Origin of the sequence: Aeromonas sp. 601039 (assembly GCF_049174415.1) — a bacterium.
Lineage (GTDB): Bacteria > Pseudomonadota > Gammaproteobacteria > Enterobacterales > Aeromonadaceae > Aeromonas > Aeromonas veronii_A.
The window spans coordinates 1-24,577 of the sequence record NZ_JAAKTL010000021.1 but is presented as its reverse complement, the minus strand read 5'-3'; the positions used below and the strand labels follow the sequence as shown (position 1 = coordinate 24,577).

The 24,577-nt window shown below is 56.8% G+C and carries 23 protein-coding genes and 1 pseudogene; 11 read left to right on the top strand and 13 right to left on the bottom strand.

Annotated features, from left to right (window positions below):
• Window position 1 precedes the first annotated feature (1 nt).
• Entirely contained in the window at window positions 2–346 is a 345-nt protein-coding gene (gene sdhD, locus G5195_RS16065; RefSeq protein ID WP_005333558.1) for a succinate dehydrogenase, hydrophobic membrane anchor protein, read from the bottom strand.
• Window positions 340–717: a succinate dehydrogenase cytochrome b556 subunit gene (sdhC, locus tag G5195_RS16060; protein WP_005333571.1), complete on the bottom strand. Its 378-nt coding sequence runs from the start codon at window positions 715–717 to the stop codon at window positions 340–342. The genes sdhD and sdhC overlap by 7 nt, the downstream gene beginning before the upstream one ends.
• A gap of 64 nt (window positions 718–781) precedes the next feature.
• Here sdhC and G5195_RS16055 point away from each other — a divergent pair, with 64 nt between their 5' ends.
• The 3 genes from G5195_RS16055 to G5195_RS16045 all read left to right on the top strand — a co-directional run bounded on the left by G5195_RS16055 (window position 782) and on the right by G5195_RS16045 (window position 2,856).
• Entirely contained in the window at window positions 782–970 is a 189-nt protein-coding gene (locus G5195_RS16055; RefSeq protein ID WP_421223201.1) for a hypothetical protein, read from the top strand.
• A gap of 189 nt (window positions 971–1,159) precedes the next feature.
• Window positions 1,160–2,446 carry a citrate synthase gene (locus G5195_RS16050; RefSeq protein ID WP_421207145.1) on the top strand — a complete coding sequence of 429 codons (1,287 nt, stop codon included), beginning with the start codon at window positions 1,160–1,162 and terminating at the stop codon, window positions 2,444–2,446.
• A 92-nt stretch (window positions 2,447–2,538) separates the two neighbouring features.
• The gene (locus G5195_RS16045) at window positions 2,539–2,856 is read left to right on the top strand and encodes a DUF4377 domain-containing protein (protein WP_421223199.1); all 318 of its coding nucleotides are present in this window, start codon (window positions 2,539–2,541) and stop codon (window positions 2,854–2,856) included.
• Between the two features lie 62 nt (window positions 2,857–2,918).
• Here G5195_RS16045 and G5195_RS16040 read toward each other — a convergent pair whose 3' ends face one another.
• Together G5195_RS16040 and G5195_RS16035 are read right to left on the bottom strand one after the other, a co-directional pair.
• Complete coding sequence (locus G5195_RS16040; protein WP_421223197.1) at window positions 2,919–3,359, bottom strand: acetyltransferase; 441 nt, start codon at window positions 3,357–3,359, stop codon at window positions 2,919–2,921.
• 58 nt (window positions 3,360–3,417) lie between these two features.
• Window positions 3,418–4,263, bottom strand: coding sequence for a DUF5718 family protein (locus tag G5195_RS16035; protein ID WP_421223196.1), 846 nt, complete (start codon window positions 4,261–4,263; stop codon window positions 3,418–3,420).
• 338 nt (window positions 4,264–4,601) lie between these two features.
• Between G5195_RS16035 and G5195_RS16030 the strand changes: the two genes are divergently transcribed.
• The 3 genes and pseudogenes from G5195_RS16030 (at window position 4,602) to G5195_RS16020 (ending at window position 7,008) form a co-directional block, all read left to right on the top strand.
• Window positions 4,602–4,994, top strand: coding sequence for an NUDIX hydrolase (locus G5195_RS16030; protein ID WP_139459282.1), 393 nt, complete (start codon window positions 4,602–4,604; stop codon window positions 4,992–4,994).
• 90 nt (window positions 4,995–5,084) lie between these two features.
• A pseudogene (locus G5195_RS16025) lies at window positions 5,085–5,591 on the top strand (GNAT family N-acetyltransferase).
• 298 nt (window positions 5,592–5,889) lie between these two features.
• Window positions 5,890–7,008, top strand: a complete 1,119-nt coding sequence (locus tag G5195_RS16020; RefSeq protein ID WP_263083876.1) for a glycerol dehydrogenase — start codon at window positions 5,890–5,892, stop codon at window positions 7,006–7,008.
• Window positions 7,009–7,115: 107 nt separating this feature from the next.
• Here G5195_RS16020 and pdxY read toward each other — a convergent pair whose 3' ends face one another.
• The 3 genes from pdxY to G5195_RS16005 form a co-directional block, all read right to left on the bottom strand.
• Window positions 7,116–7,979, bottom strand: coding sequence for a pyridoxal kinase PdxY (pdxY, locus tag G5195_RS16015; protein WP_040066333.1), 864 nt, complete (start codon window positions 7,977–7,979; stop codon window positions 7,116–7,118).
• 168 nt (window positions 7,980–8,147) lie between these two features.
• On the bottom strand, window positions 8,148–8,924 hold the full coding sequence (locus tag G5195_RS16010) for a DUF429 domain-containing protein (protein ID WP_421212087.1): 777 nt from the start codon (window positions 8,922–8,924) through the stop codon (window positions 8,148–8,150).
• Window positions 8,925–9,008: 84 nt separating this feature from the next.
• Window positions 9,009–9,572 carry a VC2662 family protein gene (locus G5195_RS16005; protein WP_005352548.1) on the bottom strand — a complete coding sequence of 188 codons (564 nt, stop codon included), beginning with the start codon at window positions 9,570–9,572 and terminating at the stop codon, window positions 9,009–9,011.
• Window positions 9,573–9,832: 260 nt separating this feature from the next.
• On the opposite strand from G5195_RS16005, the gene ybcJ reads away from it, so the two are divergent.
• A complete protein-coding gene (gene ybcJ, locus G5195_RS16000) occupies window positions 9,833–10,066 on the top strand; it encodes a ribosome-associated protein YbcJ (RefSeq protein WP_005361116.1) in 234 nt (77 codons plus the stop codon).
• A gap of 33 nt (window positions 10,067–10,099) precedes the next feature.
• Here the strand turns inward: ybcJ and G5195_RS15995 are convergent, their stop codons facing one another.
• From G5195_RS15995 to G5195_RS15980, 4 genes are all read right to left on the bottom strand, one after another.
• Window positions 10,100–10,573 carry a DUF4442 domain-containing protein gene (locus G5195_RS15995; RefSeq protein WP_019446113.1) on the bottom strand — a complete coding sequence of 158 codons (474 nt, stop codon included), beginning with the start codon at window positions 10,571–10,573 and terminating at the stop codon, window positions 10,100–10,102.
• 167 nt (window positions 10,574–10,740) lie between these two features.
• Window positions 10,741–12,492 carry an ABC transporter transmembrane domain-containing protein gene (locus G5195_RS15990; RefSeq protein ID WP_421223191.1) on the bottom strand — a complete coding sequence of 584 codons (1,752 nt, stop codon included), beginning with the start codon at window positions 12,490–12,492 and terminating at the stop codon, window positions 10,741–10,743.
• Complete coding sequence (locus G5195_RS15985; protein WP_266134834.1) at window positions 12,489–14,225, bottom strand: ABC transporter transmembrane domain-containing protein; 1,737 nt, start codon at window positions 14,223–14,225, stop codon at window positions 12,489–12,491. The genes G5195_RS15990 and G5195_RS15985 overlap by 4 nt, the downstream gene beginning before the upstream one ends.
• Window positions 14,226–14,391: 166 nt before the next feature.
• Window positions 14,392–17,196, bottom strand: a complete 2,805-nt coding sequence (locus G5195_RS15980; protein ID WP_421236300.1) for a response regulator — start codon at window positions 17,194–17,196, stop codon at window positions 14,392–14,394.
• A 167-nt stretch (window positions 17,197–17,363) separates the two neighbouring features.
• On the opposite strand from G5195_RS15980, the gene trxC reads away from it, so the two are divergent.
• Together trxC and G5195_RS15970 are read left to right on the top strand one after the other, a co-directional pair.
• The gene (gene trxC / locus G5195_RS15975) at window positions 17,364–17,798 is read left to right on the top strand and encodes a thioredoxin TrxC (protein WP_216978913.1); all 435 of its coding nucleotides are present in this window, start codon (window positions 17,364–17,366) and stop codon (window positions 17,796–17,798) included.
• A gap of 161 nt (window positions 17,799–17,959) precedes the next feature.
• Window positions 17,960–19,345, top strand: coding sequence for an SLC13 family permease (locus G5195_RS15970; RefSeq protein WP_266134832.1), 1,386 nt, complete (start codon window positions 17,960–17,962; stop codon window positions 19,343–19,345).
• 366 nt (window positions 19,346–19,711) lie between these two features.
• On the opposite strand, the gene G5195_RS15965 is transcribed toward G5195_RS15970, so the two are convergent.
• Together G5195_RS15965 and G5195_RS15960 are read right to left on the bottom strand one after the other, a co-directional pair.
• Window positions 19,712–22,186, bottom strand: coding sequence for a glycogen/starch/alpha-glucan phosphorylase (locus tag G5195_RS15965; protein ID WP_421223187.1), 2,475 nt, complete (start codon window positions 22,184–22,186; stop codon window positions 19,712–19,714).
• A 375-nt stretch (window positions 22,187–22,561) separates the two neighbouring features.
• Window positions 22,562–22,759, bottom strand: a complete 198-nt coding sequence (locus G5195_RS15960; RefSeq protein ID WP_005333612.1) for a DUF4250 domain-containing protein — start codon at window positions 22,757–22,759, stop codon at window positions 22,562–22,564.
• A gap of 230 nt (window positions 22,760–22,989) precedes the next feature.
• On the opposite strand from G5195_RS15960, the gene G5195_RS15955 reads away from it, so the two are divergent.
• Together G5195_RS15955 and G5195_RS15950 are read left to right on the top strand one after the other, a co-directional pair.
• Window positions 22,990–23,475: a cell division inhibitor gene (locus G5195_RS15955; RefSeq protein ID WP_421223185.1), complete on the top strand. Its 486-nt coding sequence runs from the start codon at window positions 22,990–22,992 to the stop codon at window positions 23,473–23,475.
• A 412-nt stretch (window positions 23,476–23,887) separates the two neighbouring features.
• Complete coding sequence (locus G5195_RS15950) at window positions 23,888–24,322, top strand: YcgN family cysteine cluster protein (protein ID WP_005361134.1); 435 nt, start codon at window positions 23,888–23,890, stop codon at window positions 24,320–24,322.
• Window positions 24,323–24,577 lie beyond the last annotated feature (255 nt).

The window sequence follows — 24,577 nt, the reverse complement described above, 5'->3', positions numbered from 1 at the left end:
CTTACACACCCCACAGCACGACGAAACCCGTCATCAGATAGACAAACAGCACCACGACCAGGGCAAATTGCAGCGCCCCGCGCAGCCCTACCGGCTTGATATAGTCAGTCAGCACCTGCCACAGACCAATCCAGGCGTGGATCAGTACGCAGAGCAGGGTCAACAGGGTGAATACTTTGGTGAATGTTTTGGCGAAGAAGCCTGCCCACACCTCGTAGGTGATGTCGTTGAACGCGACAAAGCCCACCAGATAGAGGACATAACAGGTCATGATGAGGGCGGTGGCGCGGATCAGGATGTAATCATGAACGCCGCTGCGCCCGAAGGTTGCAGAATTGGTTACCATACAAGCACTCCCGCCAATACAGCCAGGATCGCGGTGATCACGAAGGCCACGCGGGCGCTCTGATTGCCGGATTCCAGCTCTTCCCAATAGCCCATATCCATGACCAGATGACGCAAGCCACCCACAATGTGGTATGCCAGCGCAGTCAGGATCCCCCACAGCACGAGTTTGACCAGGAAGTTGTCCATGATGGCAACCACGGTTTCAAACCCTTCGGGAGAGGCGAGTGAAGTACCAAGCATCCACAGCAAGATGCCCAGTGCAACAAAGGTAATGACCCCTGAAACACGGTGCAGGATGGATGCAATGGCAGTGACAGGAAAGCTGATCGTCTGTAGGTCGAGGTTGACCGGTCTCTGTTTGTTTTTCACGCTTGCCCACTCAGCTCCATTGAGCACGTTAGTTATTGTTTTAACTCACACTTGAGGGCACGGAATGGTGATTGTTGGTTTTTTGTTACCAAAACACTCTGAAAAAGCCAAAACGCGAGTTTTCGGTTTCACATCAGGCTTTGCCAAAGCGTTTCAAACACCCGCAGCCATGACCCACGTGGCGCAGTATATCGGCGGCCTTAACCGAAGACAATCAAACAGCTACAAAGAAAACACAAAACCGCAAACTTGATCGCATATTTAATTTAACATTCCATTAATGCCTTTAATGCCGCCCCAGCAAAATTGACATTGATAGGGAACTCTGTTTCAAATAGGGCGCTCCAGCCACCTCGGTATGGGTAACAACCTTTGCCAGCGTCATAAAAGTCGTAATAGAGTAGGACTGGAACCAAATTATAAAGAGCAAAGGAGACGTGCTATGGCTGATAAGATAGCCACCCTACACCTGCCCGGGAAAGATCCGGTTGAACTGCCGATCCTCTCTGGAACCGTTGGACCGGATGTTGTCGATGTTAGAAAGCTGGGTGGGCAAGGGTATTTCACCTTTGACCCGGGCTTTATGGCGACCGGTTCTTGCAAATCTGCCATCACCTACATTGACGGGGATCAGGGTGTCTTGCTGCACCGTGGCTACCCCATCGCCCAGTTGGCCAAAGAGTCCAACTACCTCGAAGTCTGCTATATCCTGCTGTACGGCGAGGCGCCCACCAAGGCACAGTTTGCCGATTTCCAGCGTACCGTGACCCGCCATACCATGGTGCACGAGCAGATTGCCTTCTTCTTCCGCGGCTTCCGTCGTGACTCCCACCCCATGGCCATCATGTGTGGTGTGGTGGGCGCACTCTCTGCCTTCTATCACGACGCCCTGGACATCAACAACGAACAGCACCGCGAGATCTGCGCCTTCCGCCTCATCTCCAAGATGCCGACCCTGGCGGCCATGTGTTACAAGTACTCCATCGGCCAGCCGTTCATGCATCCGCGCAACGCCCTCTCCTATGCAGGCAACTTCCTGCATATGATGTTTGCGGTACCGACCGAGGAGTACAAGGTCAATCCGGTGGTCGAACGCGCCATGGACCGCATCTTCACCCTCCATGCGGATCACGAGCAGAATGCCTCTACCTCAACCGTCCGTCTGGCTGGCTCCTCCGGTGCCAACCCGTTTGCCTGTATCGCCGCAGGTATCGCCTCCCTGTGGGGTCCGGCCCATGGTGGTGCCAACGAAGCCTGCCTGCGCATGCTGGAGGAAGTAGGCTCGGTGGATCGCATCCCCGAGTACATCGCCAAGGCCAAGGACAAGAACGATCCGTTCCGTCTGATGGGCTTCGGTCACCGTGTCTACAAGAACCATGACCCTCGTGCCACCGTGATGCGCGAAACCTGCCACGAAGTACTGACCGAGCTGCAGATCAAGGATCCGCTGCTGGACGTGGCCATGGAGCTGGAGCGCATCGCGCTCTCCGACCCCTACTTCATCGAGAAGAAACTCTACCCGAACGTGGACTTCTACTCCGGTATCATCATGAAGGCGATCGGTATCCCGATGAACATGTTCACCGTGATCTTCGCCATCTCCCGTACCATCGGCTGGATTGCCCACTGGAACGAGTTCCACTCCGATCCGGATAGCAAGATCGGCCGCCCGCGCCAGCTCTACGTGGGCCACCCGCTGCGCGAGTTCACTCCACTCGAGCAGCGCTAACCACTGCGCTGATATGGTTTGTTACAAAGGCGGTCATTGACCGCCTTTTTGTTTGCCGCTCTAATGCCCCCTTTCGCGTTAAGGAGTCCATTATGAAACCACTGTTTATCAGCGCAGCCTTGCTGCTCACCGCCTGTCAGGGCACCACGGCACCACAGGGTGAGACCCTCTACATCAACAGCCAGCTGGTCGATTGTGTAGGGGTCGGGCCGATGCAGTGCATGCAGGTTCGCAGTGATGAGCAGCAGCCCTGGACGCTGTTCTACCAGAATATTGAAGGTTTCCAGTTCGAGCCTGGCTATCGCTACCAGCTCACTGTCAGCAAGGAGCAGCTCACCAACGTGCCAGCGGATGCCCCTTCCTTGCGCTACCAGCTAATCAAGGTGGTCAGCAAGGTCGCCAGCAAGTAACGGCAGGATCAAAAACGGGGGATGGCGCAGGCCATCCCCCGTTTGTTATCACACTTGAGTGACTATCGCGGCAACAACGCCATATGGAGCAAGGGATAGGGTTTACCCTGGCCATCCAGCGGCGAGCGGCCCGTCACGGCGAACCCCATCTTGTGGTAGAAGCCCACCGCCTGCTCATTCTGCTCGTTGACGTCAACCAGCGTCGCGCCGCCCTGTTCGATGGCATGCGCCACCAGCAAACGCCCCACGCCACTACCGCGCGCCTCGGGAGCCACAAACAGCATCTCCAGCTTGCCCTCGTGCACTCCGCTAAAACCCGCAACGTTCCCCTCTTCTGTACGGGCACAGTGCAGTGTCACCGCATCGAGGTAGTGCTCCAGAATAAGCGGTTTAAGCGCGAGGATCTCGGCCTCCTGCAGAAAGTGGTGGGTCGCCCGCACCGAGGCCTCCCACAGCTCGATCAGGGCCGGATAATCGGCCCGCGTTACAGTATCAATCTTCATCAATGACTCTTTGTTGCAGCCCGCAGGATGGCTGTGGCCTCCCCGCAGGCCAATCTGATTAGCGCGCCTGCACCGCTTGCAGCAGCACCGACGCATCGGCACCAAAGCTGCGGGTACGGATCGCCTCGCGGATATCCGCTTCGCTGTAGCGGCTGCCCGGATAGACCACCACACAGGAGGTGTCGCCAGGCTTGAGGAAGTGGGTCTCGCCAAACGGGGTATAACGGGTGGCGCCGATACTGATGAGCGCATGGGGAGGATGTCCCGCCTGCGCCAGCAGCCCCTGAATGTGCTCCGCCGGCCCCTCATCCTGCTGATGATTGAACTTGTCGATGGCCCAGTCGAGCAGCTTGCCGTGGAAGTAGCTGTAGTCGATGGCGGCGCTATCTACCCCGTAGGCGTACAGCTCACCGTCCCGCTCCAGATAGCAGGCGATGCGATAGTCATCGAGCTCGCAACCGGCGGTAAAACCGGAAAGCGGCAGCAGGTTGGCCGCCAACCCCTTGCTCTCTTCGCCCCAGTTCTTCTTCTCGCTGATCTTCTTGGCGTTGGGACGGCGGATGGAACAATCGTTATAGGCACCAAAGGCGCGGGGATGGATCGCCACCACCTGCTTGCCGGCATACTCCAGCTCGCACCAGAGGGCTACTTCCGGCTCGATCTGCACCTTCTCGTCACCACTGACCGCCGCTTCCGGCAGGAAGATCGCCTTGTCGCTCAACGGGAATACCCCAAGCTGACCCGGATGGCCAGGCACGAAGAAGGGGAACAGCGCCTTGGGCGCCGTGGTATCGCGCACCACGACCGCTACGAAGTCCGACGCTTCGCCCGCCTGCTCCAGATGACCGGCGAAATTGCCCGCGACCCCGAGTCCGATAAACTTGCTCTCTGCTGCTATCTGCATCTTGCTCACCTGCATCTTGCCAACGCAAGGTAGCAGGCTCGTCGCCTACTACCGCTAAAGTGGCAAGATTAAACCACAAGGACCCCGCCTTCGCCCAGTCCGGCCCTGTGGTGATGTGCGCCAGTGCGCTTTTTTAGGGACGAGAAGGCTGTGGTGAACCAGCCATTGCGCACTCATTCCGCTACGCGGTCACCGCGCTGGAAACAGTGCGTTTCCGGCATCTCCCCTCTTTCTCCTTGGGACTCAACTTCATCTTTGTTAGGCTGCCGGCATGCAAAACAACTGTGCGCTTGAATGCGCCACTGCTCATCACGGCAACCCCATTGGAGAGAAAACGGATGATCGACAAACTCGCCTGGCTCACCTTTAAAGATCAGCAACTGCTCTGCGCCCGCTCCCACGGCAAGGGCATCTATTACATCCCGGGCGGCAAGCGGGAACCGGGCGAGAGCGACGAGGCGGCGCTGATCCGCGAGATTGAGGAGGAGCTGGCTGTCACCCTGCAGCCCGATACCCTGCGCTTTGCCTGCGAGTTCAGCGCCCAGGCCGATGGCAAACCGGCGGGAGTCGAGGTGCGACTGCGCTGCTACACCGGCGAAGCGAGCGGCACCCCAATCGCCTCGGCCGAAATTGCCGAGCTGCGCTGGCTCGACAGCTCTCATCTCGATGAGCTCTCCCCCGTCTCTCGTCTGCTTTTTGCCTGGTTGGTTGAGCAAGGGTTGATCCGCTGACAAGCCGTACTCGCGGCGAGCATACGTCCCACCTCATATGAACCAACGGTGGCAATCAGCCACATAGCAACGCAACGACAAGGATGTCAGATGGACATTGTGGAAGTTAATAGCGCAGCGACCTACCAAAGTGCGCTCATCACCCTGCTGCAAGATTGTGTCGATAGCGGCGCCTCGGTCGGATTTTTACCGCCGCTGACCACGGAGGAATCTACCCGCTACTGACAAGGAGTTGAAGCGGATCTTGTGGCAGGTCACCGAAAGCTGTGGCTGGCCCTTGAGCAACAACAGCTCGTGAGAGCGGTTCAGCTCGCGCTCTGTGGCAAGGCCAACGGTCGCCACCGGGCCGAGGTGGAAAAACTGATGGTACTGCAAACGGCGAGAGGCAAAGGTGTCGGTCATGCGCTGATGCAGGCAATGGAACAAGGTGCCCATGCCGCGGGCCGTTCGCTGCTGGTGCTCGATACTCGCGCCGGTGATGTGGCCTCCCACCTCTATCGTCAACTCGGCTATCTGGAGGCGTGCCAGATCCCGATCTTTGCGCGCAACGCAGATGGCACTCTTGCTGCGACCGTCATCTTCTATAAACCGCTCTGACCATCCCCTATCTCTTATCCACATACAGCAGGGCCGCACCAAGCGACCTTGCTTGTTGCCCGCGTGACTGTTTGTTGCAGCAATATGGCTTGCGACGGATTGCCACGATACGGCCAGTGCTCCTGTATGCCTCAACACCGCCAATTGCTCGCCCCAAAATACAGCCAAACAAATAGAAAGATTAATTAATGATTAAAACGCCCCCCTTTTCTTCTTCATCTATTGCCTCATCAGGCGTATCGTAAGAGACCCATTTGATAATCAATTTTATGTTATTCACTGCCTTAAGGAATAATGGATGCCCACTTTGCCCCGTACAGTTACCTCCCCCAAAAAGTTCATCATCGGTCAACACCTTCTCCCGCAACTCCATGAGCACGTTAAAGATTTTGGTGACTATGCGTTGCTCATCAGCGATGAGTTCATTCTGGAGCGGGTACGGGAAGAAGCTTTGGCAGGGCTCTTGCAGGCAGGCCTCAGGGGAGTGGTCGACAAGTTTCGCTACGAATGCACCGAACAGGAGATCCACCGCCTGACCCACCTTGCAGAGCAATATGGTGCGAACGTGATTGTCGGGATCGGCGGCGGCAAGACGCTGGATGTCGCCAAGGCCGTGGCCTTCTATCTGCGCCGTCCGGTTGTGCTGTTCCCGACGATTGCCTCCACGGATGCCCCCTGTACGGCGCTGGCGGTGATCTACAACCAGGCGGGTGAATTTGAACGCTATCTGTTCCTGCCGCAAAATCCGGACGTGGTGCTGGCTGACACGGCCATCATTGCCGCCGCCCCTCCCCGCTTCTTTTCCGCAGGCGTTGGCGATGCCCTGGCCACCTATTTCGAGGCGCGCGCCTGCTATCGGGCGGACGGGCTCAATCTGGTCGGCAAGCGCCCTTCACGCACTGGCCTTGGTCTGGCAAAGCTCTGTTACGAGCTGCTTGGTGAGAACATCGAGCTGGCCATGGATGCGATACGCCACCATGTCTCGACCCCGGCGCTTGAGCAGGTTATCGAGGCCACCATCTACCTCAGCGGGGTAGGCGCAGAAGCCGGTGGACTGGCCGCCGCTCATGCCGTCAACAACGGCATGTCACTGATAGTGGAGCTCCATCGCGCCCAGCATGGCGAGAAGGTGGTCTTCGGCCTGCTGACCCAACTCGTGCTTGAGCGCGCCCCGCAACACGAACTTGATGAGGTGTTTCGCATCATCGACTGTGCAGGTCTGCCCATGACACTGCAAGAGCTGGGGCTCACCCACTTTGATGAAAACGAGTGGCGCAAGGTGGCACAGTTGGCTTGCGATCCTCTCGATACCATGGGCAACATGCCAATGACTGTGAGTGAACAGGATGTCTACGCCGCCATGGTGGCAGCTAATGCTATGGCTGAGCGTTATCGCCTCCGCCATCCCCGCGCCTGATTGCTTGCCGCACTAAATAGGCAAACAGTAAAAAGGCTTGCCCATTGGCAAGCCTTTTTCATCTGCATCCCACCCCCTTGTCGGGATAGACGAAAGTCCGCGTTGACTCAGGGGAGTTTCACCGCTCGCACTTCAACCTCTGGCAGGGCGAAGGCATCTTGCGCGGCGATGAGTTGCAGCTCGTAAGCCTGCTGGCGCCAGGTCTCCTGCAGCACCGCATCCACCGAGGCGTTGGTGCGCTCGAACGCGCTGACCGCATCGTGACCGGCAAGCAAATTCGCCAGCATCAGGGCGCTGATAAGATCGCCAACCCCCACCGGCTGGCGGGCAAAGTCATAAAGCGGACGGGCAATCAAGTAATCCCCTTGCGGGGTGGCCAGCAGCATCTCGAAGCGGCTGGAATCCTGCGCCGCACGACCGAGATGCTTGACCAGCACCAGCTTGACGCCGCGGGCCAGCAGCTGATGGGCAGCCGCGCGGGTCTGATCCAGATCTGCCAGATGGGTATCACAGAGGGTCTCCAGCTCCAGCAGGTTGGGGGCCATCATGTCGGCCACCGGCAACGCCTGCTCGGTCAGGAAACGGGTAACGCCGGGAGCGACGATACACCCCTTCTCCGGATGACCCATCACAGGGTCGCAGAAGTAGATGGCATCGGGGTTGGCCGCCTTGACGGCGTTGACCACAGTCAGGATCTCGTCTCCCTGTTCGGCGGAGCCAAGGTAACCGCTCAGCACGGCATCACACTGGCTCAACACCTCGATATTGCCCAATCCGTTCACCAGTGCACTGATATGGCCCGCCGGCATCGCCATTCCCTGCCACCCCTGGGCATATTGGGTGTGGTTGGAAAACTGCACCGTGTTGATGGGCCATACATCCATGCCGAGGCGACGCATGGGAAAGACGGCCGCGCTGTTGCCGGCACAACCAAAGACCACGTGGGACTGAATAGAGAGAACGGATTTCATCGGGAATACCACAGCAAAGGATCAGCAAGGTGGGCAATATATCGGATGAAGATAACGATGCGCCACCTTGGCGCGGGATGAACAGGCAATTTCCTGACTAAAGATAGGTTTTTTACGCCATTTGGCCCACGTCGACAAGGTGAGCGGAGCCATGATGCGCCGCGTCCGTCACATCCCGTTGCGTTCAACAGCATGAGGGGCAAAGTGATAGACCCATCCCTCATCACAAGGCATGTCGCTGGGGGGCTGAACCAGCTCAGGCAATACCGTCACCTTGCCACCAGCGGCATACTGCAGCGCCATCAGGGCGCAGAGCGCCGCATCGTAGCGATCGGTGCCGACCTGCACATCCGCAGGCAGCAGCGCCGCCAGCTCGGGCCGTGCCGGGGATGCCTTGCCGCCCACTTTGGCCAATGCCGGATAGACCTCCAGCACGGCGCGACTGGCCTTCGGGGCAACGGTCGGCACCAGTTGCAGATCCGAGAGTCGCGGCAGCATGGAGAGCGCCAGGGTGGCATTGTTGCCAAGCCGGTCGAAGGTGGCCGAGAGGGGCTTCTTGCCGTACTGCTGATACAGCCAGCGCTCGCAGTCGCGATAGGCGTAGGGGTTGTCTATCTCACGCTCGGGCACGGCGCAGCTGTGTGGCTGGCCGTTGAGCAGATCCCGCAAGGCGCGGGGAAAAGCGAGCGGCGCATCGATACCGAGCGCCAGTTGCGGGCAGGCTTCTACCTGCATCAGGGTCAGCTCGTTTTGCAGGGCGGGACGCAGCAGAGCGGCCAGATCCGGCGCCACCCGCGAGCTCAGACGAAACAGCGGCGACACCCCGAACCAGTGCAGGCGGTTGGAGTCGGCCTGCCAGCCCACCACGGCCACCGCCTGGGCACTGCCCTGCCAGCCACGCACATCCCAGCCGATCCCGATTGCACTCATTTGCCCTGCCGTCATCAATTACCTCTGTTCGCCTGTCACAAGTTGCAAGAGGCACAGGGTAATCAGCAGATGTCTTTAACGCAAAGCGAACTGCCTTGGTCAGAACGATTTCTGGAAGTTCACCAGCGGCAAAATGGGGAAAACGCCGTTGGCGGCATAGTTGGCCAGCCCGATCTGCAAGCCATCGAGGTGCTTGGTCGCATTGATAAAGCCAATCTGGAAGGTGGTACGCTCGGCATAGTTGACGAAGCCGACGTTGGCCAGCGCATTGCCCTTGGCGATATTGACCGCCCCCCAGTTGAGCCCCTGTACATTGTTGGTCAGGTTGACCAGCCCCAGATTGACGCCGGTATCCTGCCCTTCGTGCCAGTTGATGGCGTTGATAGCGACCCCGCCAAACTGGTGACGCACCCGACCAGCACCCAAGAATACCCCGAGCTGCAGGCCGCTGAACTGATCCACATCTGAGAGGGCGAAGATCGGCAGATCAATGCCCTTCACCTGACCGGTCCGGCCGTAGAGCAGCGAGGCGCGCGCCCCTTCCACCTGATGGGACGCGGGCAAATTGACCCCTGGCAGCGAGACCTGCACCGGAGTACTGGCCTGCGCGACACCGCACAGAGTCAGGGCGCTGCATGCCAGCAGCAGGCGGGAGAGTGTCATGGAAAGTTCCTTGGGCCATTGAGAGTGGCCCGATCCTAACAGTCAGGGGCGAGTGTGGGCACACCAGCAGGGACGAGGTGCGTCACGATACGTCACGGGTGGCCCTCTCACCTATCCTTCAGTACTTGCGAAAGCGTCACCTTAAGGACAATCGGCCACTTTTTCGCAGCGAGTGGCCCCTCTTCCTTTCTTTGCCTGAGCGAACTGCCTAAAATAGTTGCCCTGCTGTATCCGGCATTCATCCATCTAGAGGATTTCCCATGGAGACGTTTCTGCTCGAAGGTCACCCCTTCGTTGCCTTGTGTGACCTTATCAAACATCAGGGGTGGGCCGATTGTGGCGGCGCCGCCAAAGCCCTCGTTGCCGAAGGGCTGGTCGAGGTGGACGGTCAGGTGGAGACCCGCAAGCGCTGCAAGATCGTGGCCGAACAGGTGGTCAACTTCAACGGCATGAAGGTCGTGGTGAAAGAGGGCGTCAGCCCGGAGATTGGCTAAACCCGTTTCGGGGAGCCACTCTCCGGCAACCCGCTAGCTGGCCTTGATCGACAGGGTCAGCACAAAACGCGCCATCGCCTCATCCCCGTTCAATGACGGACAGGTGGCCACCACTTGGATGGGGCGATTGATGCGCTGACCGCTTGCCAGCGACTCGTCGATCATGGCGTCAATCTCCTCCCCCGCTGCGCAGTCGAACTGCACATCCCCCTCCGGTCGTTTCAAAAACTCCCCCTGCACATCCTTGAAGGCAAAGTGCACCTTCTTGCGCCGCTGCCGCCCCTTCTCCATCACCAGCAGACCACCTACCAGATCGGCGCCGGTCGCCAGCGCGCCAAAATACATGCTGCCCAGGTGGTTGCGGGTACGCCATCCAAGGGGAATGCGAATGCGCAGCGCCTTGGCGTTCATCTCTTCGATGATCGGGGCACAAAACCCGATGACGGGAATATAGCGCCAGGCAAACAGCCGGAGCGCCAGATTGGCTTTGAAGCGTTGCAAATCCATATGCGAACTGATCCGATGAGTTAATGTAAACAATATGTTGCCTGCATCTGCGCCATTCGACAAGCACAGGGATCACGGTTACGACCTTTTGCCCAACCCAAAAAAACAGAGGGAACCGCACCGGTTCCCTCTTTTCGCTCATGTCGCTGTTACAGCAAATGTGCCGATCAGGCGCGCTTCTCTTCGAGCCAGGCCCCCTGACTCTGCATCTCGAACAGCTGGGCATAGTGACCGCCGAGGGCCATCAACTCACCATGGGTACCCCGCTCGCTCACCTGACCGCGGGAGAGCAGCAGGATCTCGTCCGCATCGACGATGGTCGAGAGGCGGTGGGCGATGGCGATGGTGGTGCGGCCACGACGGGCAGCAGAGATCGCCTGCGACAGCGCCAACTCGGTCTGGGAGTCCACGCTGGCCGTCGCTTCATCCAGAATGAGGATACGCGGATCCCCCACCAGCGCGCGGGCAAAGGAGAGCAGTTGCCGCTGACCGGCGGAGAGGTTCTTGCCCCCCTCCTCCATCAGGGTGTTGATCCCCTGTGGCAGGCTGCGCACAAAGTCGGCCAGCTGCACCTCGCTCAACGCCTGCCAGAGCCGCGCTTCGTCTATTCCGGCGCGACCGAGACGCAGGTTCTCCGCCAGAGTGCCGACGAAGATAAAGGGATCTTGCTGCACCAGCCCGATGCTGCGGCGCACCGCCGCCAGCGACAGGGTATCCAGTGCGTGATCATCGAAGCAGATCTGCCCCTGATCCAGCGGATAGAAGCCCATCAGCAAGCTGATGATGGTGGACTTTCCGCTGCCGGTATGGCCCACCAGCGCCAGCATCTGGCCCGGTTTTGCGGCAAAACTGACCTCCCGCAGCACCTGCTGCTCACCATCGTAGGAGAAGCTCACCCGCTCGAAACTGACCCGCCCTTCCAGCGGGATCATCTCGCCCTCGGTGCTTTCGCGGGTTTCATCGAGCAGGGCAAAGACCCGCTCCCCCGCCACCATCGCCTGCTGCAGCTGGTTAAGCTGGTTGGTCATCTCGATGAGCGGCTCGATCATCCGCCCCAGATAGCTGATAAAGGCGTAGAGCACACCCACCTGAATGGCACCGGCGTGGCTCCCCCCCTCGTGGGCGAACAGCGCCAACAGGCCGATCAGCACCATCATGTAGAAGAGATCGATGAGCGGACGCAGCAAAATGCCGTTGATCTTGAGGCTCTTGATCCGTGCCGACCAGTGTTGCTGGTTCACCTCGGCAAAGGCGTTGGCAAAGTGGCGCTCCTGCACCATCGCCTGAATAACCGGCATCCCCTGCAGCGACTCGTTGAGGCGGCTGTTGATGTCGGAGAGCAGACTGCGGGTCGCTCGCACCACTGGCACGCTCAGTTTCTGGTAGAGCCACATCACCCCACCCACTGCGGGCAGCAACAGGGAGCAGACCAGCATCAGCCGCAGATCCAGCAGCGCCATCGAGATGAGGATGCCGCACAACAGCACCACCTTTTGCACCAGCAAGCCGATCACCTGCACATAGAGGTTCATGATCGCCTCGGTGTCGTTGGTGATGCGGGAAATCAGCGAGCCGGAGCGATGCTTGTCAAAGTAGCGGGCCGGCAAACGGATGGCGGTAGCAAATACCTGCTCGCGCAGGGTTTGCACCACCGCCTGAGCGATGCGATTGAAGCGCAAGGATTGCAAATAGAAACCCGCCGCCGACAGCACCTGCAAACCCAGATAGCCCGCTGCAATCAGGGCTATGGTGGGCAGCACGATATTGCGAGGCGCCAGATAGTCATCGATAAAGAGCTTGATCAGCAGCGGCCCGGCCACTTCGGCGCCGGTGGCAAGCAGCAAACAGATCCCCGCCTGAATAAGCCAGCGAGGATACTGGGCGCAGTAAGCGAGCAGTCGTTTAATGGTCGGATTCACAGGCTCTCCTCCACCGCTTCTTCGAGACGCTGATAACGCACCATATCTGCATACCAGCCATTGTGCGCCATCAGGGCACCGTGATGACCCCGTTCGCTAACGGCCCCCTGCTCCAGCACCAGGATCTCGTCGGCCTGCTCCACCGCTGTCATGCGATGGCTGACCAGGATCAGGGTGCGACGATGGGCTTTGAGAGCGTGCAGAATTTGCTGCTCGGTGTGGGCATCCACCGCCGAGAGCGCATCATCGAGCACCAGAATGGGCGCATCCAGCAGCAGGGCGCGGGCAATGGCCAGCCGCTGTTTCTGGCCGCCGGAGAGGGTCACCCCTTTCTCCCCCACCTCGGTCTCATAGCCCTTGGGGAAACGCACGATATCATCGTGGACACAGGCAATGCGCGCCACCCGTTCGACCTCCTCGCGGCTCGCATCGGGTTTGCCCAGGGCGATATTGGCGGCGATAGTGGTGGAAAACAGGAATGGCTCCTGCGGCACATAGGCAAACTGGCTGCGCAGTGTGGCGAGCGGCAGCTGGTCAATCGGAACGCCACCCATGACAATCGAACCGTGAGTCGGATTGGCAAGGCGCATCAACAGCTTGAGCAGGGAGCTCTTGCCTGCCCCGGTGCGCCCCACCACCCCGAGCATCCCCCCTTGCTTGAGGGTAACGTCGATATCCGCAAGCAGGGTGCGCTGCTCAACTTGATAGCTCACCCCTTTGATCTGCAAAGGAAAGGCAGAGGTAAACGCGGCCGGCTGGGCGGGCTCTTCGATATCGCTGCGCTCCCCCAGCAGGCTTTCGATACGGGAGTAGGCGGCGCTGCCCCGCTCGATGATGTTGAACAGCCAGGCGATGGCAAACATCGGCCAGATCAGCTGGCCGAGGTACATGGTGAAGCTGGTGAGCTCACCCAGAGTCAGCTCATCGCGCAGCACCAGCACACTGCCCCCCGCCACCGCGAGGAAGTAGGAGCAACCGATACAGAGATAGATGACCGGATCGAACTTGGCATCGATGCGGGCCACCGCCATATTGCGCTCCCCCGCCTGTTTGGTCAGCTCGGCAAAGCCTTCATCTTCCAGCGATTCAACCGCATAGGATTTCAACACCCGCACGCCGGAAAGGGCCTCCTGGGTCTTGTTGTTGAGCCTGGAGAAGGCCCCTTGCGCCGCCTTGAACTGGGTGTAGATCTGGGTGCCGAAGCGGTTCATGAAATAGGCCATCACCGGCAGCGGCAGCAAGGAGACCAGCGTCAACTGCCAAGAGTACTGGCTGCACATGATGGAGAGCACCAATACCCCGACCATGATGGAGTCCACCAGGGTTAGCACCCCTTCGCCAGCGGTCATCTCCACAGCCTGAATGTCATTGGTGGCATGGGCCATCAAATCGCCAGTACGGTGGCGCTGATAAAAATCGGGGCTCATCCGGGTGAAATGGCTGAAAAGGCGATTGCGCAACACATAGGCCAGACGGTAAGAGGCACCAAACAGCATCACCCGCCAGACGTAGCGCAGCAGATAAATCAGCACACCCAGACCAAACAGCCCCGCCAGATAGCGCATCAGGGTACCATTGTCGAGACCGCCCTTGGTGATGCCATCCACCACCCAGCCCACCACTTTGGGCGGAATAACGGTCAACAGGGCCACCATCAGCAGCAGGGAGATGGCAGCCAGATAACGGGGCCACTGCTCCTTGAAAAACCAGCTCAATCGTAGAAATACGCTCACACCACCAACCTTTAGCGCTCTCTGCCCGTGACAGCGCCCAAGAGCGGCCATCAGAGAAGCCACGCAGAAATAGAACAATGAAAACAATCGCCTCCGGCTGGAGGCGATTTGAACGAAAGCTCATCATATCCCGAACCGGGATGGTTGAGAATAATTACTATTTAATTCACTGTGACATGCGATCATCCCCTGATGAATAGGGATTATACGAATTTTCATGCTGCTCACCGGTCAACAGGAAGTGTGACACCTCTTCCCGGGTCTGGCTGAAGACCTGTTGCAACTGCTCCAGATCCGCCTCGCTCAGCACCTCGTTTTGCCGCAGGCGCCACTCCAGCTCGCCAGCCACCAATTGCAGACGGGCCGCCGAGATATTGGCAGACACCCCCTTGAGGGTGTGCAGCAGCTTGCTGGCCACCTCGGGCTGCTGACGGCGCAGGGCGGAGCGGATCTCCCACAGATCGTCCTTGTGCTCCGACATAAACAGCTTGAACAGGATCTGCAATGCCTCCTTGTCCTGCTCCAGCCGCTTGAGGGCATCCTGCAGATCGAGGATCCCCATCATATCCGGCGGTTTCACCTCCATGATCCCCGCCTGCTCCACCCCTTGCGGCTTCACCCACTGCAGCAGGTTGTTGTAAAGATCCAGCTTGCTCACCGGCTTGGTGACGTAACCATTCATCCCCACCCCCAGGCAGCGCTCCTTGTCTCCATGCATGGCGCTGGCAGTGAGGGCTATGATGGGCACATCGTGCTTGTCGACCATTTTGCGGATCTGGCGGGTGGCATCGAGTCCGTCCAGCACCGGCATCTGCAGGTCCATCAGGATCACGTCAAAAGGCTGCTCGGCAACCCGCTCCACCGCCTCGCGACCATTGTTAACCACGCACACTACCGCATCGACCCGACGTAGATATTCGATGATGAGCTGCTGATTGACCCGGTTGTCTTCGGCCAACAGCACTCGGGTACCCTGCAACAGGGATTTGAAGTGCTGCTGATCCCCCTGAGCCTCTGCCTTGCGCAGATTGAGTTCATAAGAGCTGCCGTTGAGCAACTCGTCCACCTTGGCCAGCAGGGCATTCTCGGTCATCGGCTTGGGCAGAAAATGGGTCAGCCCCATGCTGTCCATCCGGGCGTGCAGCCCCTCTCTGGCCCAGGCGCTAATCATCAGGATGGGTATCCGCCGCCACTGGCTGTGCTGATACATCTCCAGCGCCAGATCGAGTCCATCCTCCTGCCCCATGCGCCAGTCGAGGATTGCCAACCGCAGATTGGGCCCCTCTTCACGCAATAATTGACGGGCACGGGAAAGGGAGTTGACCGGCAGCACTCGCACACCCGCCCGAGTCAGGATGTCCCGAGCCAGATCCAGCACCAGTTCGTTGTCATCCATCACCATCACCAGCGGCTGGTTTTCGAAGAAAACTTTCCGTCCAGCCACACCGTAGACCGCCTGCGCCATCGGGATATCGAACTTGAACAGAGAGCCGACGCCAGGCTTGCTCTCTACGGTGATCCGCCCCCCCATCAGCTCCACCAGCCGCTGGGAAATATTGAGCCCAAGACCCGAGCCGCCATATTTGCGGGTATTGCCCGCCTCCAGCTGGGTAAACGCCTGAAACAGTTGGGTCTGCTTCTCTTCGGCAATGCCGATGCCGGTATCGCGCACACTGAAGCGGATCCGCATTGGATGGGAGTTGGCCAGATCGATGGAGACTTCGACCTCACCACGTTCGGTGAATTTGATGGCATTGTTCACCAGATTGACCAGAACCTGCCCCAGCCGCAGAGGATCCCCACGCAAGAAGACAGGCACCTCCGGCGATTTGCGAATGATCACCTCCACATGTTTGCGCTCCGCCAGATCGGCAAACATGCCCGCCAGCGAGTCGAGCTGCTCGCTGAGATCGAAGTCGATCTCCTCCAACGTCAGCTTGCCGGACTCCACCTTGGTCAGATCGAGAATGTCGTTGATAAGCAGCAGCAAGGTATCTGATGAAGACTTTATCTTGCCCAGATAGTCCCGTTGTTGCTGATCCAGCTCTGTCTGCAGTGCCAGTGAGCTGAAACCGATGATGGCATTCATGGGGGTGCGGATCTCGTGGCTCATATTGGCCAGAAAATCGCTTTTGGCCTGTGCCAGCAAGGCCGTCTGACGGGACAACTCGCTCAACTTCTGATTACGACGCCATAGGGTATAGGCCACCAGCACAAAACTGATCAAGGCACCGCCAAGCACCATTAAATAGAAGCGGTTAAGCAATGATGAAGCCCGCTCCAGCTTATCCATCTTCCAGCGCACCAGGTTATCGCTCACCTGCATATCGATGAGACGATGGCGCAGGGTATGATAAGCCATCACCTGACGACTCAAATCCTTGCTCAGGTTAACCAAGGTGATCACCTCGGGTTGCGAGCCGTAATGGGAAGCAAGAGCACGCTGCAACAAGCTCAGCTGTTGCTGATACTGGTTATCGGCGCTGTGTTGCAAAAAATGGCTGAGTTGGGCCAACTCATTGAGATCACGATGCAAGAGGCTCTCTGCCGGCGTGATAACGCGTACCTTCTCAAGCTGATGCTGAAAGGGTTGCACGATATATTCCACCGCCTTTTCCATGCTGTACAGTCTGGCCAGCTCCATCTGGTAGAGATCCAAATCCTGCAGCAACCTCTGTGAAAGAGGCGTTTGCTCAACCTCAGCATCACTACGAACCCTGTGAACAAAGCTATCGAGGATACCGGATAACTGGACGAGCCGTTGCTGAACATTGCTATCATTGGCACTCTCACGACCAAGCAGGTAAACACTGTCGGTGTTGATCCGGTTCAGCACTGCCTCCGCTGCCTGATTCAGGCTGTATGCACGCTGCTGTTGACTAAGCAGTTGCCAGCAAAGAACCGAGAAGCCGAGCAACAAGGCAGCAACAAGCAGCAGTACCACAGGGCTCTTCCGTGATCCTTTATTCATCCCGTTTTGACTCTCTACTTATAATGGCCGCTGAATTGTCCGGCTTGAGCAGAGCTCGGAGTGGAAGTGTCCACCCCAGCCGAGCGCTGTGTTAACGTTATTTCACTATTTTAACTCTGGCACTATTTTCATCACAGCCACCAGAACCGATCTTCAAGGAGACTATTATGTCATTTATCACTACTTATTGTAGCCACTGCTTTACAAGAAACCGCCTGCCCTCCACCCATGTAACCCACTCCGCCAAATGTGGGCACTGCAAGGCGTCCCTGTTCAGCCAAACCCCTTGCCTCGGGAAGGCGGATAACTTCGATACCCTGATCAACTCCGATATTCCGGTCGTTGTCGATTTTTGGGCCAGCTGGTGCGGCCCTTGCCAGCAGTTTGCTCCAGTATTTCATGATGTTGCCCATGAACTCGAACCACGGATGCGCTTTGTCAAAGTCGATACCGAGCAGCAGAGCACCATTGCCGCCCGTTACGCCATTCGCAGCATCCCCACCCTGATGGTCTTCAAACAGGGTAAAGTGGTGAACCAGATAAATGGATCCCTGCCCAAGAACATGTTCAAGCAGTGGCTGGAACAGTTCATGGATGTTTAACTTATGTTTCAGCAATGTTTTATTTATGTATTTATTTCCTCATTTTTATCAATGAGTGTGTGAGTAGAGACTGATTTTCAATATGTGAGCCTGTTTCAAACAAGTGAATGGATGTAATCTCGGCAACACAAAAACAACCATAAATTAACCGAGAGAACGATATGCACACATCGGCTGTACCCGCTACTCCATCTCGTTGGCTGGATATCAAGACCGGGATCGTGATCATGGATCTGCTCCTGCTATGCATCATGCTCGCTTGGCTCCCTTTTGATCCTATGGTCAACAAGGGGCTGGGCATTCTGGTCTTTATAGCTATTCTCTGGCTGACCGAAGCGGTCAACATCACTATCACCGCGATCTCCATCCCGGTACTTGCCACCCTGCTCGGGGTGTTTGATATGAGCAAGTCGTTGACCGACTTCGCAAACCCGGTGTTGTTCCTCTTCTTTGGCGGTTTTGCCCTGGCGGCAGCGCTATCCAAACAGGGGCTAGACACCCAGATTGCCGGTAAGGTGATGCAGCTCGCCAAGGGACACCTCGGCTGGGCTGCCATCGTACTCTTCAGTATTACTGCGGCACTCTCCATGTGGATCAGCAATACCGCTACCGCCGCCATGATGATGCCGCTGGCCCTTGGCATGCTCAAAGGTCTCGACATTCACAAGGAGCGCCGCACACTGGTCTTCGTATTGCTTGGTGTTGCCTACAGCGCCAGTATTGGCGGCATCGGCACCCTGGTAGGCAGCCCGCCCAATGCCATTGCGGCCGCCCAGATGGGGCTGGGCTTCACTGACTGGCTGAAATTTGGCATTCCTGTTGTCCTCATCTTCATGCCAGTAGGCATCGGGCTGCTCTATCTGGTAACCCGCCCCAACCTCTCACATCAGGTCAGCACAGAGCGAGTGACCATAGAGTGGACCGGCCAACGCAAGGTGACCATGCTGATATTTCTGACCACAGTGCTGTTGTGGATTGGCTCCCAGCCTATTGCCCAGGCGCTGGGAGGAATACCTCAATTTGATACACTGATCGCCATGGGAGCCATCATCGCCATCGCCGTCAGCCGGGTGGCCAGCTGGGATGACATCAACCAGAACACCGACTGGGGAGTACTGATGCTGTTTGGTGGCGGCTTGACCCTGAGCGCCATCCTTAAGCAGACCGGGGCCAACGCCTTCCTGGCGGAGCACCTATCCAACGGTCTGGCCACCATGCCGATCTTCGTCATCCTGCTCTGTCTTGCCACCTTCGTGGTGTTCCTGACCGAGCTGGTATCCAACACCGCTACCGCCGCTCTGCTGGTTCCACTGTTTGCCGGAGTCGCAGAGGCACTGGGAGTCTCTCCCATTGTCGTATCCGTGCTGATCGCTGTCGGTGCCTCCTGCGCTTTCATGCTGCCAGTGGCTACCCCGCCCAACGCCATTGTCTTCGCCAGCGGCCATATCCAGCAGCGTGAAATGATGCGGGCCGGCCTGGTGCTGAACCTGGTCTTCACCGTCATTTTGACCCTGCTTGCCTATTTTATGGGCGACATACTGCATTGATGGCTGGTGGCTCGCTCGCCGGGCTCCTCAATCAACACCAGGTTCCAACAAAGCCCCGTATCATCGGGGCTTTCTCTTTTCCTGCACCCCAACGGCCATCTGTCACATCCCTGACCATCGTCAGCTTGTGCCATGCGACAGCAGCGAGAGTACACATGATGATGACTTCAGACTTATGAGCGATACGGGTGCCATGAGATGAGGTGTTCCCGGGAAAGGCTGGTAATAACGACATTAAAATAATATGTGATGCCCTGTACATCTATCACAGATGATCAAGCTTTTTGCAAATGGTGTACAAATATTTACGAATCCAAGCAGCTATAAAAAAACCCCGCATAGCGGGGTTCTCATATTAAGAGGTGATCAACCGATGTTGCAGGGTTTCAGCTTCCAGATACGATCCACATAGTCCTGGATGGAACGGTCTGAGTTGAACTTACCCATGGTGGCCGAGTTGATGATAGCCTTCTTCGCCCACAGTGCCGGATCCCGATACCAGGTATCGATCAGCTTGTGTGCATCCGAGTAGGACTGGAAGTCCGCCAAGGTCAGGTAAGGGTCTCCCCCTTCCAGCAAAGAGCGCTTGATGGAGGCCAGCTCACCCGGACGACCCGGCGTGAAGTAGTCGGTATCAAACCAGTCCAGCACGGCCTTGAGCTCGGAGTTGGAATAGTAGAAGTCGTACGGATTATAACCGCGCGCCTTCAGCGACTTCACTTCGTCCACGTTCAGACCGAAGATGGCACAGTTTTCGGCCCCCGCCTCTTCGGCGATCTCGATGTTGGCTCCATCCAGCGTCCCGATGGTGATTGCACCGTTGAGTGCCATCTTCATGTTGCCGGTACCGGATGCTTCGTAACCAGCAGTAGAGATCTGCTCGGAGACATCTGCCGCCGGGATCAACTTCTCGGCCAGACTCACGCGGTAGTTCGGCATGAACACCACTTTCAGCTTGCCCTGGATACGAGCATCGTTGTTGACCCGATCCGCCAGCTTGTTGATGGCATAGATGATGTCTTTGGCCAGCTTGTAACCGGGCGCCGCTTTGGAGCCGAAGATAAACACACGCGGATGCATGTCATAGTCCGGGTTGGCCAGCAGACGACGATAGAGTGCCATGATGTGAATAAGGTTCAGTTGCTGGCGCTTGTACTCGTGCAGACGCTTGATCTGAACGTCAAAGATCGCCTCGGCACTGACATCGATACCGGTTTCGTCTTTGATGACCTTGACCAGCTTCTCTTTGTTATGACGTTTGATGGTCATGAACTGCTGCTGGAACGCCTTGTCGTCGGCAAATTTCACCACGCCACGCAGTTTGTCCAGTTGCAGCGGCCACTCCTTGCCCACCACTTCGTTGTAGAGACCCGCCAGCTCCGGGTTGCAGGCCAGCAGCCAGCGACGCGGGGTTACCCCGTTGGTCACGTTGCACATTTTTTCCGGCCACAGCTCGGCATACTCGGGGAAGAGATCTTCCTTCACCAGCTTGGAGTGGATCTCGGCCACACCGTTCACCTTGGACGAACCGATCACGCACAGGTTGCCCATGCGAACCTTGCGCACGGCCCCCTCTTCGATGATGGAGAGCTTGGCCTTGATGGCGTCGTTGCCCGGCCACTTGGGCTCCACCAACTCGTTCAGGAAGCGGGCGTTGATCTCGTAAATCACCTCCAGATGGCGAGGCAGTACTTTCTCGAACAGGCTGACCGACCACTTCTCCAGCGCTTCCGGCAGCAGAGTGTGGTTGGTATAAGAGAAGACCTGATAGCAGATGGCCCAAGCGGCATCCCAGTTCAGATCTTCCTCGTCAACCAGTACCCGCATCAGTTCCGGGATGGCGACAGTCGGGTGAGTATCGTTGAGCTGAATGGCAATTTGCGCGGCAAAGTTGCTGAAGTCGGCGCCATGCACCCGCTTGTAGCGGCGCATGATGTCCTTGATGGAGCAAGCACAGAAGAAGTACTGCTGGATCAGACGCAGCTCTTTACCGGCATCGGTCTCATCGTTCGGATAGAGTACCTTGGATATGGTCTCGGCCTGGGCTTTCTCAGCCTGGGAGTCGATGTAACCACCGGCGTTGAATACGTCCCAGTCGAAAAACTCGGAGGCGCGGGATTCCCACAAACGCAGGATGTTGACGGTGTGACCGCCAAAACCGACCACCGGAATATCCCAAGGCACCCCTTTAATCTTGCGACCGGCGTGCCACACCTTCTTCAGGCCGCCATTGTCACCAAACACGGTCTCGACGTAGCCATAGAGCGGCACTTCTTGCACCGACTCGGGACGGCAGATCTCCCAGGGGTTGCCATATTCACGCCAGGAGTCTGGGCGCTCAATCTGGCGACCATCCTGAATTTCCTGACGGAACAGACCGTGTTCGTAGTGGATACCGTAACCAACCGCCGGATAGTTCAGGGTGGCCAGCGAGTCGATAAAGCAGGCAGCCAGACGACCCAGGCCGCCGTTGCCAAGTGCCATATCCGGCTCTTGTTCGCACAGGTCGGTCAGTTCCAGGCCGAGTTCGCCCAGCGCCTCTTCGCAAGTCTTGTAGAGGGAGAGGTTGTGCAGGTTGTTGGAGGTCAATCTTCCCATCAGGAATTCAGCAGAGAGGTAGTGAATCGCACGAGTATCTTTCTTGAAATGAGTCTGCTGAGTGCGGGTCAGGCGCTCGTACACCTGTTCATTGACGGCCGCCGCAGTGGCTTTCCACCACGCTTCGGGAGAGGCTTTCTGTTCGCTTGTTCCCAAGGTAGAACGCAGGTGACGCACGATACTCGCCTTGAGCTGATCTTTATCCAGTTGGAGATCCTGGTCTGTCTTCTTCTTGGTAGCCATAAACCATATTCCTTCGTTACAAATAAAATTGTTATCCCGCTTGCGGGACCGGCGCTGTTGTTATCTCAAAATATGTACCGGCGTGAGAATACTAACTAAAGCGGCAGAATTAAAAGTTAACGCAAGTCACACTTTAACCGATAAAAACAGCCTGAAAAGCTTGAAAACCCTTTCCTTAAATTGATCGCACAAAAACAAACATTCCCTTTATTATCATAAGCTTAATGAAAAAATAAAAATATTCTGGCATGAATAGGTTTTCAGAGATTGCCAAGCCTTGAAAATCCCTGAAAATAGGCAGCAAGACGGCACATTGAAACCGGTTTCAATGTGCCTGAAAAATTACCGTATAAATATGAAGCAATCATTGCATCCTTAAAGATGTGCTTTGAACTGATTGCTCAATGGATCGTAATGGTACCCAATCTGATCCAGACGTCCTGCCAACTGCTCTTCACTCATATCGTAATAGGCCAGCAGCTCCTCCAACCCGTCACACTCAAGCCTTAGCTTCTCATTGATGATGCCCAGCAAGATGTTGGCATCAAGACGTTGCAAGGTACTGATATCCATGGCGGCACCTCCTGTAAATGACCTGTATAACCATGGGCGGTTACGCAAGGTTTGTCCATAGTACGAAAAACACCCAACCAGCTTTATATTAAATAGTGTTTAAAAACATAACCTTACTAACGACACATGCCAACACCATCACATTTTTCAGCAAAAACACCTTGTCACTGCCACAGGATAGAACTACTGTATACGCATACAGCTTGGATATTCATACAGGAACCCCATATATGAACCAGCCCCTGCACTCACTGCCCTTTGCGATGAATCGTGTCATGAGCAAGCCCTGGCCAACCAGAACCGCCTGCAAAGCGGAGTTGGCTCATTATGGTGTGACTATCCAGTCTGATGATCAGTTTCTGAGCGAGCTGACCAAGCTTGGGGAGGCTCATACCGGCTGGATCTTGTTGATCGCCCCGCCGGGACGCCCCACAGTCAGCCGTCTGGAAGAGCGAGGTATCGATCCCAAGAGAGTGCTGGTGGTACATAGCCCCAAAATCAAGAACTGGCAGCAAACCCTGGAGCGCAGTCTGGGCAATGGTCACTGCGCCGCCGTATTTACCTGGCTACCCGAGCAGATCGAGCTGGATCACGTCAAGCTGCAGCAACTGGGACAGCAATCTGGCGTACTCACCCGCTTCTTTGGCGCGAAACGGACTAACCTCGGCACACCTCTGCTGGCTTATTCAGAGCAAGATATCTATCTCAATCATTAAGACAAAAAACGAACGCCTACGCAGGCTCTCCCGCGGGTCGCTGTGACAGAAGGGCGCAAACAATATGTGACCAGCTGCTTTATTTGAAAGACAAGCTTGCAACAGCCTGACGGTAGGCATCGGAGATCATTTGACCCTGCTTGCTGCAAGCAGACAAACATCAAAAGATGTAACGGATAAAGAAGCAGAAAATAAAACCTGAACTGGACAATCATGCAGCCCAAGTATTCAAACCTGCGGGACTTCCTGCCCACCAGCGAACCCGTTTGAGCAATATGATGAGGCTGAAAGTCATTGCATTCATTTGAGCTGATCACGACAATTTGCCCACCGGAGTGACCCTCTCCTTGAAATACCGGGTAACAAGGGGTATAACCACGCGTTTTATCAGGTGTAATAAGTGAGCGGTATGATGCAAGCCCCCTTTTGGCAGACCAAGAGTCTGCAGCAGATGACTGAATCCGAATGGGAATCCCTCTGCGATGGTTGCGGAAAATGCTGCCTCAACAAGCTGATCGATGAAGATACCGACGAACTGGTTTTCACCAATGTCGCCTGCAATTTGCTTAACACCAAGACCTGTCAGTGCTCTGATTACGCCAATCGTTTCAAAAAAGAGCCTGACTGTCTGCAGATCACCCATGACAAGATCACCGAATATGACTGGCTCCCCTCAACCTGCGCATATCGCCTGCTGTCTGAAGGTGACGCTCTTCCAGAATGGCATCCTCTGCTGACCGGCAGTCGTTCCGCGATGCATCAGGCTGGTCAATCCGTCCGTGGCAAAGTCATTCACGAGGATCAGGCGGGTGAATGGATCGATCACATCATCACCTGGGCCAGCTGACACGCTCAACCCGCTATTCTCCAGAGACAAGGGCTGCACAATGTGCAGCCCTTGTTGTTTCTGCAAGCAGGGTTTGTAGCTTCACACATATCTGGCTGGCTAAACCAGACCACCTCCAAGCTGCGCATTGAGAGAGATAGAGGCAGAGGCAGAGGCAGAAGCAGAGGCAGAAGCAGAAGCAGAGGCAGAGGCAGAGGCAGAGGCAGAGGCAGAGGCAGAGGCAGAGGCAGAGGCAGAGGCAGAGGCAGAGGCAGA

What these genes read in the sequence shown, in the direction of transcription:
- sdhD (WP_005333558.1), bottom strand. Translation starts at nt 346, where the DNA reads ATGGTAACCAATTCTGCAACCTTCGGGCGCAGCGGCGTTCATGATTAC.
- G5195_RS16055 (WP_421223201.1), top strand. Translation starts at nt 782, where the DNA reads ATGGTGATTGTTGGTTTTTTGTTACCAAAACACTCTGAAAAAGCCAAA.
- G5195_RS16050 (WP_421207145.1), top strand. Translation starts at nt 1,160, where the DNA reads ATGGCTGATAAGATAGCCACCCTACACCTGCCCGGGAAAGATCCGGTT.
- G5195_RS16045 (WP_421223199.1), top strand. Translation starts at nt 2,539, where the DNA reads ATGAAACCACTGTTTATCAGCGCAGCCTTGCTGCTCACCGCCTGTCAG.
- G5195_RS16040 (WP_421223197.1), bottom strand. Translation starts at nt 3,359, where the DNA reads ATGAAGATTGATACTGTAACGCGGGCCGATTATCCGGCCCTGATCGAG.
- G5195_RS16035 (WP_421223196.1), bottom strand. Translation starts at nt 4,263, where the DNA reads ATGCAGATAGCAGCAGAGAGCAAGTTTATCGGACTCGGGGTCGCGGGC.
- G5195_RS16030 (WP_139459282.1), top strand. Translation starts at nt 4,602, where the DNA reads ATGATCGACAAACTCGCCTGGCTCACCTTTAAAGATCAGCAACTGCTC.
- G5195_RS16020 (WP_263083876.1), top strand. Translation starts at nt 5,890, where the DNA reads ATGCCCACTTTGCCCCGTACAGTTACCTCCCCCAAAAAGTTCATCATC.
- pdxY (WP_040066333.1), bottom strand. Translation starts at nt 7,979, where the DNA reads ATGAAATCCGTTCTCTCTATTCAGTCCCACGTGGTCTTTGGTTGTGCC.
- G5195_RS16010 (WP_421212087.1), bottom strand. Translation starts at nt 8,924, where the DNA reads ATGACGGCAGGGCAAATGAGTGCAATCGGGATCGGCTGGGATGTGCGT.
- G5195_RS16005 (WP_005352548.1), bottom strand. Translation starts at nt 9,572, where the DNA reads ATGACACTCTCCCGCCTGCTGCTGGCATGCAGCGCCCTGACTCTGTGC.
- ybcJ (WP_005361116.1), top strand. Translation starts at nt 9,833, where the DNA reads ATGGAGACGTTTCTGCTCGAAGGTCACCCCTTCGTTGCCTTGTGTGAC.
- G5195_RS15995 (WP_019446113.1), bottom strand. Translation starts at nt 10,573, where the DNA reads ATGGATTTGCAACGCTTCAAAGCCAATCTGGCGCTCCGGCTGTTTGCC.
- G5195_RS15980 (WP_421236300.1), bottom strand. Translation starts at nt 17,196, where the DNA reads ATGAATAAAGGATCACGGAAGAGCCCTGTGGTACTGCTGCTTGTTGCT.
- trxC (WP_216978913.1), top strand. Translation starts at nt 17,364, where the DNA reads ATGTCATTTATCACTACTTATTGTAGCCACTGCTTTACAAGAAACCGC.
- G5195_RS15970 (WP_266134832.1), top strand. Translation starts at nt 17,960, where the DNA reads ATGCACACATCGGCTGTACCCGCTACTCCATCTCGTTGGCTGGATATC.
- G5195_RS15965 (WP_421223187.1), bottom strand. Translation starts at nt 22,186, where the DNA reads ATGGCTACCAAGAAGAAGACAGACCAGGATCTCCAACTGGATAAAGAT.
- G5195_RS15960 (WP_005333612.1), bottom strand. Translation starts at nt 22,759, where the DNA reads ATGGATATCAGTACCTTGCAACGTCTTGATGCCAACATCTTGCTGGGC.
- G5195_RS15955 (WP_421223185.1), top strand. Translation starts at nt 22,990, where the DNA reads ATGAACCAGCCCCTGCACTCACTGCCCTTTGCGATGAATCGTGTCATG.
- G5195_RS15950 (WP_005361134.1), top strand. Translation starts at nt 23,888, where the DNA reads ATGCAAGCCCCCTTTTGGCAGACCAAGAGTCTGCAGCAGATGACTGAA.